We start from the raw sequence: 12,681 nt of genomic DNA, 5'->3' as shown, positions 1-12,681 counted from the left end.
GTTTCAGTGCTCCTCAACATCGCCACCGGGTCCCCACAGCAACGGGCGGCGGGGATTGTGTCGGGCCGTGATCCAGCGGGGTCGGGTGGGCAGCTCCGGCCCGGTGCGCGCGTGCAGGGGCAGGAGCCGGGCAGCGGTCGCGACCGGCGCGGAGCCCGCGTACGGCAGTCGAGCGGGGGCGGGGCCGGCGACGGTGCGCGCGCCGAGGAGTTCGCGCGCCTCGGCGGGCGGCAGCGGGCGCAGCGGAACGCGGTTGACCTCGACCACCACGCGCGCCAAGTCGGCGATCAGCCGCCGGTAGTCGGCGGAGTGGCCCTCCAGGCGCATCAGGTCGAACAGGCCCTGGCGGGCGTAGATCGGACCGTAGTCGCCGTCGGCGCCCACGTCCGGGGTGGGCTGCTCGCCGGGACGGGCGTCGGCGGCGCGCCAGCGCACGGTGGCCATCGCGTCGAGTCGTTCGCCGGTGCGGACGCGGTGTCCGCGTACCCGTTCGGCCATCACCGCCCATTCGCGCATGGCGGCGGGGTCGGCGAGGTAGTCGGGCGAGGCCAGCACCACCGCGGCGGGAACCGAGCAGGCGGCGAGCGTTTCGGGTGGGTCGCCCGGATCGCGCTCCGCGCACGTCGACAGCAGGCCCCGTGCGCCGTCCCGGCCCGGCACGCGGGCGGAGACGGCTTGTTCGAGGTCGGCGTGGAAGCGCTCGACGTAGACACGCTCGTCGCCGCACGACCGACTCGTGAAGAAGACTGGTGTCATCTCGACCCCTGCTGTCGGTGCTTCGTTTCGACGCGCGTGGGATTGCCCTCCCCGTCCGTCACTCGTTGTTCCCAGGCTACCCGAGTCCATCACGCGAAGTGACTCCTCGTGACATCAGGTAATCTCATGTTCTCTCTCGTTTCGTATCGTTTTACCCATGCCCACCACCGGCCCACCCGGGCCGGAACCGGCTCCGGCACCGTTTCGCTCCGCCCAGGTCCGCCGGCCCGATCGCACCCGTTCGGCCGCGCGGCGCGCCGCGTCGGCGGGCACGTCCTCCCGCCACCACGGCTCGACGGTCTCCGCCATGCCCGCCACGACCCGCGCACCGTCCGACGTCAGTTCGCCGCACGCGCGCAGCGTCCCGATCGCCTCCGCGACGTGCGCACGGTGCACGGCGAACTCGGCCTGCGCCCGATCCTGCTCCTCCCCCGCGGCGCTGTGCCGCCGAATCCGCCAGAAGTCCGCGATCCCCAGGTGCGCGTAGGCGCCCTGCAGGAGCGCACCCACCGGTCGGGGGTCCAACCGCCAGGGCGCCCGATACCGGAGCGTCGAGCGTTCCGAGAGATTCGTGATGTCCTGTACCGCGCCGAGCTTGTTGTGCTGGAACTCGTGGATCAGCGTCACGGCCAGCGTGATCGGCCCCATCGCCGGCGTCAACGCGATGCTTCCGAACGCGTATCGAGACGACGAACTGAGGCTGGCCCCCGGTTCCGCGACCACCGGAACCAACGTGGACAACGCCTGGCCCAGGCCGGTCGCGTAGGCCCGGTGGGCAACCGCCAGCCGACCCCACGCATTCACGAAGTTCCTTTGCAGCAACGATACTTGGTGCGCGGACAACCGGGGCGTCGGCTCCCAGCGGTGTACGTCGCGATAGGGGTCCACGTCCTCGATGGCCACGGTGGCGGACAGCCCTGCGGCCGTCGCGGAACATACCCGATTGGCCTCGTGTCGCGCGATCCGATCGTCCGGGCGCCACTGCCGCCCGATCCGCGCCGTCCGGCCCGGGCCCTCGGCCGCGCGCACCCGGCCGAGCGTGGGCAGGTACACCCATCCCTCCACGGCGCGAACCCGGATCTCCTCGCCCGGGTCGTGCTCGGGACCGGCGCGCAGCGCGGCGGCGGTGGCGATCGAGCCGAGGTGGTCGAGCAGGCGATCCGCGTCCGGCGCGGGCGAGAGCGCCTCGGGTCGACGCAGCCACAGCAGGCAGCGCATCGCCCAGGCGCCGGTGTACGGATGCATCAGCACCGTCCGGGCCGCCTGCGGCGCGGTGCGCTGGATCCGGGCGAGCAGGTCCAACGCGTCGACCAGGTGCGCCGTGCGGGCGTTCGGCAGGCGCTCACGGGCGGTGGCGACCACCGCGTACACCTGGAGCAGTCGGCGGCTCTCCTGGGCCCGGACGAGCGCGGCCACGGCCTCGGATCCGCCGTAGCCCGCCGCGAGTTCGGCGAACACCGCGGCGTCGAGGCGGTGTGTGCGGATCATCGCCGCCGCCCCTGGCCCACCAGCGCCCGCACGTCCGCGCGTACCCGATGCCCCACGTGTTCGATCAGTGCCCGCAGGTCGGCGCAGTACACCGAGGGATTGTCGAATCCGTTGGCCGGGTGGTAGCGATGCGCCCGCAGGCCGCCCCCGCAGGTGCGCAGTACCGGACAGCGCCGGCAGGTCGGGCTCGGCTCGGCGGTCCCGGCGCCGGGACCGGTGCGGGCGGTCGCGGCGAGCACGGTCGCCGGGTCGTGCCGGAAGACGTCGAGCCCGGTGGCCGCCGCCCCGTCGTAGGCGGCCTTGAGCGCGTCCTGCCGCTCGAAGGTGCCGTCCGTCTCGATCACCACCGAGCCCGCCGGGCTCAACCCGAGCGTTTCGCTGTGCACGGACCGGCCCAGCGTCAGGTCGACCAGATCCTCCAGGATGCGCACCCGGGTCTCCCGCACGGGCGCGCCGTACCAGCGGTCGAAGACGGCGATCAGCCAGTCGGCATGGGCGGTTTCGTCGGGGCGGGCCCCGGGCGGCGGATACTCCCACGTGGCGTGCGGCAGCAGCAGGTCGATCATCGGCGGTGCCTGCGCGAGCAGTTCCTCGTAGGTGGCCACCGGATCATTGGCCAGGTCGATCGTGGCGAGCAGCCCGCCGTACAGCGGCCGGTAGCGGGGCCGGCGCAGCAGTGCGATGCCGCGCACCGTCCCGGCGTGGCTGCCCCGCCCGTCCGGCCCGCGCCGGTGCCGGTCGTGGGCGAGTTCGTCGCCGTCGAGCGAGATGCCGACCCGGATCCGATGCGCGAGCAACACCTCGGCGCAACGCTCGTCCAGGAGCACCCCGTTGGTCTGCAGGGTGAAGCGCGGTTCGGCCACGCCCGCCAACGCGGCCCGCAGTTCGCGCGCGATGGCGTCGAGGCGATCGGGTCCCACCAGCAGCGGCTCGCCGCCGTGCAGCACGATGTCCAGCGTCCGCAGGCCGGCCCGCTCGGCGTGCGCGCGCAACCATCGCCCCACCGCGACCACCGTCTCCTCGGCGATCAGGCGGGGCCGGTTCCGCCAGCCCTGGTCCCGGAGTTCGTACACATAGCAGTAATCGCACGCCAGGTTGCAGCGCGCGGCGATCTTGACGATGAATTGCCGAAACGGTATCGCCTCGTTCATCGGCCCTCCCACGGTCAGTTCCGGATGCCGGAACTCCCGTCCGACCGGGGTTCGTCGGCACCGTCTTCGGAGTCGGCCGGCACCCAGATCTCGGCGAAGGCGGGCTCGACGGCACTGTCGAAGGTGGCCACCACCGCCTCCGAGGGCTCCTCGGACTCGCGGATCAACCGGCGCAGCGCGGAGCCGAGCACGGACGCCGGCAGGTCGTCCAGGTCGTCGAGACAGAGCCCGTCGAGGTCCGGCAGAGCCGACTCCACGTCACCGCACTCCCCTTGCATCCGCAGGTCCCCCGTTCTCCCGCGTCGCCCGGATGTTCGAGTCCGCGTCGGACGACCGGCGTGTGCCGCTCGCGCGTGCCGTCCGAGTGAAACCCGTACATTCGAGTGCGGAACGTATCGCCACGATTACACAAGCCTTCCTATACTAGCCGGGCCGGGTCGGCCTGCGCGATGCTCTGTGTGGGCAGAGTCGTACACACGAACGGTCGGCACGGGGGCGGCAGTTGCCGGACCCGCCGCCGGCGCCGGCGCGTGGGACGCTCGGCCGTCCTTGTACGGTGCTCGATCCCGGGGGTCGCTTGGTGGACTACGACTTCTTCACGAGTCACGTCGCCGACCGCGACCCCAAGTGGGCGGCCCGCTTTCACGACGACATCGAGGCCGAACTGCGGCGCGGGGGCGACGGGGTGCGCGCGGCGATCCGGTTGCAGCCCACCTTCGGGCCGATCCAGGTGCCGGACGGCGACCCGCCCGCACAGGCGCGGGCGATGGTCGCGCTGTGCTCGGACGACTACTTCGAGGACCTGGACTGCGGGCGCGACTGGGCGGTGTTCACCGACCGATTGCGTCGACACGAGTCGATCGTGGGCATCTCGCCGCCGAATCTGATCGCGGTGCCCTGGACCACGATGGAGCAACCGCTCCCGGCCGCCCTCGGCGCGATCGAGTGGCCCGCCGGGATCGCCGGGCCGAGCGGGGGCCCGAGCGTGTTCGACATGCTGCGGCTGGGCGGCATCCGCGACCTGGGGTACGTGCGGGCGGTACGCGCGGTCGCCGATCGGGTGGCCGCGGCGCTGCGCCATCGGCTCGCGCCGCTGACCCCCGGCGAGGCGGCCGAGATCGAGCCGCTGTTCGGCAGCCACGAGGCCGGCTCCCGCACGCTGCCCGAGGCACCACGCCGGTTGCCCATCCTGGAACCGGTCCCACCGGCCCGCACCGACCTGGTGATCAGCTACGTGGGCAACGACCTCGCCTGGGCCGACTGGGTCAGCGAGGTACTCACCTTCGAGGACTACCGGGTCTCGCTGAGTCGTTGGGACTGGAGCGCGGGCGTGAGCTTCGGCAAGGCGATGGCCCAGGCGCGCGGGTTGGGCGAACATGTGATCGCGCTGTTCTCCGAGCACTACTTCGAGGCCAGACGGCTGGCCATGGACGAATGGGAGGAGGCCCTGGGCGATGCGGACTCCGGGGGCCGGTTGTTGCCGATAGTGGTCGGTCGCACCCAGGTGCCGTCGATGTTCCGCGGCGTGCGACCGGTCGACCTGACCGAGGCGGACGCGGTCGGTCAGCGCGATCTGCTCGTCGACGCGGTGCACCGGTTCGCGCCACTGCCCGCGCGGAATCCGGGGTTCGCCTGACCGTGTCGGACCCGATACCCCCGCCGCCGCGCCCACCGAGACCTGCCGAACCGCCCAGACCGGCCGAACCACCCAGAATGGCGCCTCCGCCCCCGCCGCGCTCGCCCACGGACAATCCGCCGGTGTGGCACGTCCCGGGCACCAGGGGGCGCTTCTACGGGCGCGACGGCACGCTCGCCGACCTGCGCACGCTGCTCCAGGCCGAACACCGCGTCGTGCTGCGCCCGCAGGACGACCTGCCCGGCCTGGGCACCACCCACCTGGCCCGGGAGTACGCCTACCGGCACCGGCACCTGTACGACGTGGTGTGGTGGTTCGACTGTGCCGCCCGCCCCACCGAGAGCGGCGTGGCCTTCCTGCATCGCATCCTCGAACAGCTGACCGACCTCGGCCACCGGGTCGACCAACAGGTCGGCCCGAAGCACGAACTACAGTCGCGGGAGGGCTGGTTGCTGGTCTTCGACGAGGTCGACCGGCCGGGTCTGATCGGCGAGATGATCCCGGCCGGCCCCGGCCACGTGCTGATCACCAGCACCGATCCGCTCGCCCGCCACCTGGGCAGCACGGTCGATCTGCCGCCGCTGGACCGCGGTTCGTCGGTGCTGATGCTCTTCGACGCGCATCGCGAATTCGAGCTGGAGATGGTCACGGCCGAGGCGATCGCCGCGTTCGTCGGCGACCGGCCCGCGGCGATCGCCCGGATCGCCGAACTCTTCGCGTCCGGCCTGGTGACCCCGGACGTGACGCTCGAACTGCTGCGCTTCGGGAACATGGCCAAGCTGTCCCGAACCATCCCGCAGAACCAGGTCGTCTATCTCGCCGACCTGTTCCTGGCCGTGCGCGGGCTGCGGGCGCCGGACACCTGGTCGATCTGGCTGGATCTGTCCGAGGACTACCTCGAACACCAGTTGTTGCACCGGCACATGACCGACGCGCGGTCGATGCTGCTGCACATGATCCGGACCCTGGTCAACGGCCCGGAACCGATCCACTCGCTGCAGTGTCTGTGCCGCGCGCTGCACGACGTGCTGCCCAACACCCAGGGCGTCGAGGAGGTCTGCCGGGCGATCGACAACCTGCCCGGCTGAACGGGTGGCTCCGCTTCCGTATCGGGCGAAGGAGCCGAATCCGGCCGGCCGGTGCGCGATGCTGGTACGCATGGCGAACGACGGGGAGCACGGGGGCAACGCGGTGCGCTACTTCATCAGCCACGCCGGTTCGGACACCGCCTGGGCGGAGTGGGTCGCCGGCCAACTCCTCCTGGCCGGCCTGGAGGTCGAACTCGACGCGTGGGACTGGGCGACGGGCGAGAACCTGACCACCAAGGTCAGCCGCGCGCTGGACGGCGCGGGGCACATGATCGCGCTGTTCTCGCCCGCGTACTTCGTACCGGAGCGCTGGACCACGGTCGAGTGGACCGCGATGTCGGACGCGCTGCGCGGCAGCGGTCGCCGCCTGATCCCGCTCGTGGTGCACGAGTTGGATCGCGAGGAGATCCCGTCCGTGTTGCGGCCGTTGCTGCGCAAGACGCTGTACGGCAAGTCCGAGGAGGACGCGCACGCCGAACTGATGGCGGCGATCCACGGGCCGTCCCGGCCCGCCGATCCACCGGCGTTCCCGGGCCCGCGCACGGACGGGGCCGCCGGCTCGCCGCCGCCGGCGCCCGTGTCCCCGCCCGCGCCCGCGCTGCCGGCCGCGCCGGTGCTGCGCCGCACCATCACCGCCGGGCAGACCCGCGAGTTGACCGACGCGATCCTGGCGGTGCCCCGGATCGCCCGGACCGACCTGTGGAACCTGTGGCTGGATCTGGCCGAGGACTACTTCGAACGGCCGCTGCCCCGCGAGCAGATCGCCGCGCCGCGGATCATGTTGCTGCGGCTGATCCACGACCTGTCCACACTCGCCGAGCCGGAGCCGGCGCGCGCCCTGGACGCGCTGGTGCGTGCGCTGGGCGACGTGCAACCCACCGGGCCGGAGATCGAACACGTCCGTGCCCTGCTGGCCGCACTGACCAGCCCGACCGACGCGGTCGACCACACGTCCTGAGCCGGGCCGCGTGCCGAACCCGGGTCAACTCCCGTATGCGGCCCGCCGACGCCGCTCGTAGGCCCGCCGCCACCCGGCCCGCCACAACAGGGCCGTGCCGGGCGGGATCCAGCGCAACACCCGCCGTCGTTCGGCGTCGGTGGCGTGGTGCAGGTGGAAGGCGACGAGCGCGGGCAGGTCACGGCCCCAGACTCGCACGGTGCGGGTCGGCATCCGCCCGTCGGGAGTGCCGCGCACGTGCCGGCGCATCAGCGGGAACAACTGGTGCTCCTCGGCCAGACTGTGCCGGGCCACCTGGTCGTACAGCCGCCCGATCGCGGGGGAGCGATCACGCAGCGGCACGCTCGTGTCGGCCGCGCGACGCATCGCGTCCTCCAGGGCCGAGTGGTCCACCTGGAACGCGGTCACGGTGCGGGCGGCACGCGGCGAACCGGCGCGCACCCACGGATACAGCACGGTGTGTTCCTCGCGGTGATGCGCGCGCAGGAAGCGCAACACCAGCGCGAGATGCTCCTCGACCGCGCGCACGCGCAGGATGTCGACCGGGTCGAGGTGTCGGGTCACCTCGGTCAGTCGGGCCAGTTCCTCGCGCAGACCTCGGTGCGCGACATAACCGGGAGTGAGATCGAGAGTGGGGGTGCGAGTGGGGGATACGGGTGAAACGGTGGTCGTCGACACGGGGGCCGCCTCGGAGGCATGGAAAGAGGGAGCCTCACACCGTAAGGGCTTGCCGTAGGTGCTCCGTACCAATGCAAGGAGATTTTCGGCCATTCCCGATCGGCGCCCGTTTCCGGTCCGATACCGGCCGAGCCGATACCGAACCGGAACGCCGGTTGTCGTTTTTCTTGCGCCCGCGCCGGAGCGGGTTCGGCGCCGGTTCTCGACGTGCCGGTCTTCGAGACGTCGTCCTCGCGGCGCCGGTCCTCGACGAGCTAGTCCTTGAGGTTGGGGATCGTCCAGTCGATCGGCTCGTGCCCCATGGCCGCCAGCGCGGCATCTATCTGCGAGAACGGCTTGCTGCCGTGGAAGAGCTTCGCGGACAGCGGCGAGGGGTGCGCGCCCTGCACGATGGTGTGCTTGGCGGTGTCGATCAACGCCGCCTTCTTCTTCGCGTGGCCGCCCCACAACACGAACACCACCGGCTTGTCCCGGTCGCTCACCGCCTTGATCACCGCGTCGGTGAACTTCTCCCAGCCGCGGCCCTTGTGCGACGCGGCCTCGTGCGCACGCACCGTGAGCACCGTGTTCATCAGCAGCACGCCCTGCCGCGCCCACGGCATCAGGTAGCCGTTGTCGGGGATGGGCAGACCGATGTCCGCGTGCATCTCCTTGTAGATGTTGCGCAGCGACGGCGGGATCTTGACGCCGGGCCGCACCGAGAAGCACATGCCGTGCGCCTGGTTGTCGTCGTGGTACGGGTCCTGCCCGACGACGAACACCCGCACGTCGTCGTACGGCGTCGCCTCCAGGGCCGCGAACACCTCGTCCTCCGGCGGGAAGATCTGGTGTTCCTTGCGTTCCGCGTCCACGTACGCGGTCAGCTCGGCGTAGTACGGCTTCGCCAACTCCTCCGCGAGCACGGGCTGCCAGGACTCGGGCAACGTCTGCACAGCAAGAACCTCCACACGAGGGCGCAACGCCCATGGATCAACGTGGGATCCAACGTAGTGGCTCGCCCGGACACCTCGGTCCGCACCGCGTGCATCGGTGCGGACCGAGGCGGCCGAAGTATTCCGGCTCGACCGTCTCGTCCGGCTTGCGCCACGAGGACCTCGGCCGGCTCCGCCTCGAACGTCCCGCCGGAGCTACGCCTCGAGCGTCTCGTCCGGCTTCGGGTCGGGCTTGTAGCAGAGCTTCATCAGCAGCGCGGCGTTCGCGACGCCGACGCCGGCCGCGAACAGCGCCGGGCGCAGGCCCGACTTCTTGCGCCCGATCAGCGCGTCCACCGAATACCTGCCGTTGCCGAGCGCGGCGAGCGCGACCGCGGCACCGCCGACCACGGCGGTGTACTCCCAGCCGCCCTTGAAAACGAAAAAGCCCTTGCCCTTGTGGTCGGTCGCCGCCGCGACGCTCATCAGGCCCACCGTCGCCGCCGCGGGCAGCGGGTTGGCCACGCCGAGCGCGATGCCGACACCGGCCGCCATCTCGGTGCCGGCCGCCAGGCGCGCGTGCACCTCGGCGGGCTTGAGGCCGAGCGACTCGAACCAGCCGGTGGTGCCGGCGAGGCCGCCGGGGCCGGCGACCTTGTTGTAACCGTGCGCGAAGAGCATCGGACCGAGCGTCGCGCGCAGCACGAGCGCCGCCACATCGCGGCCTTCGGCCGCCACCGCGGCCTTCTTCTTGCCGAACATTGCCCACCTCATCAACTGACGCATCGTCACATTTCTGTGGGCAACCTACCCGAACAAGCGACGCCGGCGGGGACCGGGCGGCCGGCCGACGATGCCCTCACACTCCGGACGGGCCGATCCCGGCGTGGTCGACGCGGTCGGCGCCCACCCGTGCGGCGACATCGGCCCCGGCCTCCGCCGCCGCGTCCGCCTCGACCATTCGGGGCACCACGACGGGGGTGTCGTCCCCCGGCGCCCGGAGGATGTCCGCATCCACGTCGTACAGCGCCCGCACCAGGGCCGCGTCGACGACCTCCTTCGGCGGACCGGACGCGATCACCTCGCCCGCCCGCATCGCGACCAGCACATCCGCGTACCGAGCCGCCGACGCCAGGTCGTGCAGCACCATCACCACGGTGCGCCCGCCCGCGGCGACCTGCCGGACCAGGCCCAGCACCTCGACCGCGTGGCCGAGATCCAGCGCCGAGGTCGGCTCGTCGAGCAACATCACCGGCGCCTCCTGCGCGATCACCATCGCGACCCAGCAGCGCTGCCGCTGCCCGCCGGAGAGCCGGTCCAGCCGTCGATCGGCCAGGTCCAGCACGCCGGTCGCGGTCAGCGCGTCCCGGCAGACCCGCTCGTCCGCGCGCGACCACTGGCGGAACAACCCCTGGTGCGGATGCCGGCCATAGCGGACCAGTCCGGCCACGGTGACCGCCTCCGGTGCGGTCGGGTTCTGCGGCAACAGCCCCACCCGATGCGCGGCCTGACGGGGCTTCAGTCGCCAGATGTCGTCGCCGCCGACCCTGACCCGACCCGAATCCGGTTTGTGCAGGCGCGCGATCGAGCGGAGCAGCGTGGACTTGCCGCAACCGTTGGGGCCGACGATCGCGACCACGCTGCCGGCGGCCACGGACAGGTCCACGCCCGACACGGCACGATGCCCCGGATATCCGGCGTGCAGATCTTCCACGAGCAGTTCCATGGGCGGACCCTCCCGGCCGTACACAGCATATGTAAGGCGAGGCTAACCTAAGCGATCGGGTCGCCGGCACCGCCGGCCTCGATCGGAGGGCGTCGACCGCAGGGCGTCGACCCGGTCAGCGGGTGCCGATCTCGCGGAACCACTGCGTCCCGACCCGACCGGTGCGGTCCGCGAACAGCAGCGCGTCCCGCCCGTGCCAGGCGAGCGCGGTCACCGGCGCCGCGACGTGCCGTCGGGCCAACGGGGTCGGCACCCGACGGGCCGAGCCGGCGCGCACGTCCCACACCACGAGCATGCCGTCGCCGCCCGACGTGGCCATCAGTGCGCCACCGCCCGGCCGCCAACGCGGCGCGCACGCCTGCGGTTGGGCAGGCAGTCGGCGCGGGCGCGGGCGAACCCGGCCGCCGCGCGCGGCGAGGTCCCACACGGTCAGTCCGGCCCGGTCCTCGGCGGCCAGTCGGCGTCCGCCCGCGTCGAGCGCGAGCCCGGTCACCGGCTCGGTCCCGGCCGCGCCGAGGTCCTCGTGCGTACCGCCGACGCCGCGTATGTGCACACTCGGCACGTCGCCCGCCGCGCACAACCACGCGCCGTCCGGCGCGCCGGCGAGCACCCGCACCGGGATCGGGTACGTCCACACGTTCGTCCGCCCACGCGGCCCGTACATGTGCACCTCGCCGCCGAGCGCGACGGCGAGCCCGCCGACCGAGTCGACCCAGACCACGTCGTCCACCCGGACCGGTCCGTCCACGGCCCGCCACGACTCGGTGCCGGTGTCGCCGGCGTAGACCCGCACGGCGCCGCCGAAGAACACCGCGCACCGACTGCCCGCGGACCAGGCAAATCGCGCGGGCAGGCCCGGCGTTCGCATCAGCAGTGCGCCGTCGGTGATCCGCCACAGCGCGTACCCTGTGGGGCCCGCGAGGGCGACCACCGTGCCGTCGGGCGAGAAGCCGACCCGGTCCACCCCGCCCGGCAACACGATCCGGGCCTGCAGTCGCCCGGTCGCCGCGTCCAGCAGCCGAACCCCGCCGGCGACCCCCGCGACCACGCACGATCCGCCCGACAACGCGACGGCGGACGGTACATCGTCGATCCCGTGCTCCCAGCCCAGCCCCGTACGTGTCGCCATGACGGTCATCGCGGCCCCCTTGTTCGCGGGGCGATCCTTGCGCCTTCGTGTTTCGACCAGGAAAACTCTCAGGTCGAGGCCGGTTTCCCTGAGTTCGACGAGTCTGCTAGTAAGACGATCGCACTTGTTCGCCGATGGATCGGATCACACCGTTGAGCACGCTCGAAGGTACGGCGCCGACCGTGGCGGACATCGCAGGCGCGAGCGGGAACGAACCCACGATCTTCGTCGCGGGCCTGATCCTGGTCGCCGCCGGCGCCCTGCTCGCACTCGCGGGCCGGCGGCGCTTCGCGGACGACCCGGACGGGGAGTACGACGAGGACGTCGCCGACGCCACCGGCACACCGGCCGCGGCGCCGACGCCCGTTCCGGGCGCCAACTCCGCCCAACTGCCCGCGCCGGCAACGGAATCGTCGAACACACCGACGGCACGACGCCCCGCGGACACCGCCGCGACACCGACCGCGGCGCGCCCCACCGGAACGGAACCGGCCGCATCGAAGCCGACCGAGCCGGCCGCGGAGCCGACGACCGTCGCGAACACGGCGGCCACGCCGCCCGAACCCGCCGGTGCGCCCGGTGCGCCCGGTGCGAACCACCCACCGGGGGCGGCCACTTCGAAGCCGGAGCCGGAGCCGGAAGTGGATTCCGCGCCCGAGCCCCGCTCGAAGGCCGCCCGAAAGCCGGAGCCCGACCCCGCGCCCGTGACCGAGCCGGTATCGGAGCCGGTGCCCGACCCCGCACCAAAGCCCAGGGATGACGCCGACCCGGAGCCGAAGTCCGCTCCCGAACCGACAGCCGAGTCCGGCGCCGAACCGAAGTCCGCGACGCAGCAGGCGGCCGAGCCCGGGACCACCCCCGGCGCCACTCCGGCGTCGGCGCCCGCTTCCGCAACGAAGGCCGAACCCGATCCGGCGGCCGATCCCGAGCCGGAACCCGGCCCGACCACCGGCGCCTGACTCTTCGTCACCTCACCACCCGGACAACCCACCCGGCCCGACAACGCCCCGCCCACCGCCCCGGTGCCGGCACCCGGCACCCGGCACCCGGCACCCGGCACCCGGCACCCGGCACCAACGCCCTCCGACAGCCTTGGTCACCCCGCGCACAACGCCCCGGGTGAGCCACCCGCGCCCACCACGCCGCTCCTGCGCACCACT

13 protein-coding genes are annotated in these 12,681 nt (G+C 72.5%); 4 read left to right on the top strand and 9 right to left on the bottom strand.

Annotated features, from left to right (window positions below; translation table 11 throughout):
- Positions 1-3: 3 nt before the first annotated feature.
- The 4 genes from ACFZBU_RS19690 to fxsA form a co-directional block, all read right to left on the bottom strand.
- Complete coding sequence (locus ACFZBU_RS19690; protein WP_391584888.1) at positions 4-756, bottom strand: hypothetical protein; 753 nt, start codon at positions 754-756, stop codon at positions 4-6.
- Between the two features lie 114 nt (positions 757-870).
- The gene (locus tag ACFZBU_RS19685; protein ID WP_391584887.1) at positions 871-2,244 is read right to left on the bottom strand and encodes an HEXXH motif domain-containing protein; all 1,374 of its coding nucleotides are present in this window, start codon (positions 2,242-2,244) and stop codon (positions 871-873) included.
- The gene (locus ACFZBU_RS19680) at positions 2,241-3,395 is read right to left on the bottom strand and encodes an FxsB family cyclophane-forming radical SAM/SPASM peptide maturase (protein ID WP_391584886.1); all 1,155 of its coding nucleotides are present in this window, start codon (positions 3,393-3,395) and stop codon (positions 2,241-2,243) included. The genes ACFZBU_RS19685 and ACFZBU_RS19680 overlap by 4 nt, the downstream gene beginning before the upstream one ends.
- A gap of 14 nt (positions 3,396-3,409) precedes the next feature.
- Positions 3,410-3,652, bottom strand: coding sequence for an FxSxx-COOH cyclophane-containing RiPP peptide (gene fxsA, locus ACFZBU_RS19675; RefSeq protein WP_391584885.1), 243 nt, complete (start codon positions 3,650-3,652; stop codon positions 3,410-3,412).
- Between the two features lie 323 nt (positions 3,653-3,975).
- Between fxsA and ACFZBU_RS19670 the strand changes: the two genes are divergently transcribed.
- The 3 genes from ACFZBU_RS19670 (at position 3,976) to ACFZBU_RS19660 (ending at position 7,077) form a co-directional block, all read left to right on the top strand.
- Complete coding sequence (locus ACFZBU_RS19670) at positions 3,976-5,031, top strand: TIR domain-containing protein (protein ID WP_391584884.1); 1,056 nt, start codon at positions 3,976-3,978, stop codon at positions 5,029-5,031.
- A gap of 122 nt (positions 5,032-5,153) precedes the next feature.
- On the top strand, positions 5,154-6,119 hold the full coding sequence (locus tag ACFZBU_RS19665; RefSeq protein WP_391584883.1) for a hypothetical protein: 966 nt from the start codon (positions 5,154-5,156) through the stop codon (positions 6,117-6,119).
- Between the two features lie 70 nt (positions 6,120-6,189).
- Positions 6,190-7,077, top strand: a complete 888-nt coding sequence (locus ACFZBU_RS19660) for a TIR domain-containing protein (protein WP_391584882.1) — start codon at positions 6,190-6,192, stop codon at positions 7,075-7,077.
- A gap of 24 nt (positions 7,078-7,101) precedes the next feature.
- On the opposite strand, the gene ACFZBU_RS19655 is transcribed toward ACFZBU_RS19660, so the two are convergent.
- The 5 genes from ACFZBU_RS19655 to ACFZBU_RS19635 all read right to left on the bottom strand — a co-directional run bounded on the left by ACFZBU_RS19655 (position 7,102) and on the right by ACFZBU_RS19635 (position 11,521).
- Positions 7,102-7,755 (bottom strand): hemerythrin domain-containing protein, encoded by a 654-nt coding sequence (locus tag ACFZBU_RS19655; protein WP_391584881.1) that lies wholly within the window; start codon positions 7,753-7,755, stop codon positions 7,102-7,104.
- Positions 7,756-8,009: 254 nt separating this feature from the next.
- The gene (locus ACFZBU_RS19650) at positions 8,010-8,687 is read right to left on the bottom strand and encodes a uracil-DNA glycosylase (protein ID WP_391584880.1); all 678 of its coding nucleotides are present in this window, start codon (positions 8,685-8,687) and stop codon (positions 8,010-8,012) included.
- 195 nt (positions 8,688-8,882) lie between these two features.
- Positions 8,883-9,440 (bottom strand): DoxX family protein, encoded by a 558-nt coding sequence (locus ACFZBU_RS19645; protein WP_391584879.1) that lies wholly within the window; start codon positions 9,438-9,440, stop codon positions 8,883-8,885.
- An 85-nt stretch (positions 9,441-9,525) separates the two neighbouring features.
- On the bottom strand, positions 9,526-10,392 hold the full coding sequence (locus ACFZBU_RS19640; RefSeq protein WP_391584878.1) for an ABC transporter ATP-binding protein: 867 nt from the start codon (positions 10,390-10,392) through the stop codon (positions 9,526-9,528).
- Between the two features lie 115 nt (positions 10,393-10,507).
- Positions 10,508-11,521, bottom strand: coding sequence for a WD40 repeat domain-containing protein (locus ACFZBU_RS19635; protein ID WP_391584877.1), 1,014 nt, complete (start codon positions 11,519-11,521; stop codon positions 10,508-10,510).
- Between the two features lie 152 nt (positions 11,522-11,673).
- Here ACFZBU_RS19635 and ACFZBU_RS19630 point away from each other — a divergent pair, with 152 nt between their 5' ends.
- The gene (locus ACFZBU_RS19630) at positions 11,674-12,480 is read left to right on the top strand and encodes a hypothetical protein (RefSeq protein WP_391584876.1); all 807 of its coding nucleotides are present in this window, start codon (positions 11,674-11,676) and stop codon (positions 12,478-12,480) included.
- The last annotated feature ends 201 nt before the right edge of the window (positions 12,481-12,681 follow it).

It is taken from the genome of Embleya sp. NPDC008237, assembly GCF_042956465.1.
Classification (GTDB): Bacteria; Actinomycetota; Actinomycetes; order Streptomycetales; family Streptomycetaceae; genus Embleya.
Note: the sequence above shows the minus strand (reverse complement) of the source record. Positions and strands in the feature narration are given on the sequence as shown.

Bases quoted from the DNA above. Each gene is read 5' to 3' on its own strand.
- ACFZBU_RS19680 (WP_391584886.1), bottom strand. From the start codon at position 3,395: ATGAACGAGGCGATACCGTTTCGGCAATTCATCGTCAAGATCGCCGCG.
- ACFZBU_RS19635 (WP_391584877.1), bottom strand. From the start codon at position 11,521: ATGGCGACACGTACGGGGCTGGGCTGGGAGCACGGGATCGACGATGTA.
- ACFZBU_RS19660 (WP_391584882.1), top strand. From the start codon at position 6,190: ATGGCGAACGACGGGGAGCACGGGGGCAACGCGGTGCGCTACTTCATC.
- ACFZBU_RS19690 (WP_391584888.1), bottom strand. From the start codon at position 756: ATGACACCAGTCTTCTTCACGAGTCGGTCGTGCGGCGACGAGCGTGTC.
- ACFZBU_RS19685 (WP_391584887.1), bottom strand. From the start codon at position 2,244: ATGATCCGCACACACCGCCTCGACGCCGCGGTGTTCGCCGAACTCGCG.
- ACFZBU_RS19640 (WP_391584878.1), bottom strand. From the start codon at position 10,392: ATGGAACTGCTCGTGGAAGATCTGCACGCCGGATATCCGGGGCATCGT.
- ACFZBU_RS19645 (WP_391584879.1), bottom strand. From the start codon at position 9,440: ATGAGGTGGGCAATGTTCGGCAAGAAGAAGGCCGCGGTGGCGGCCGAA.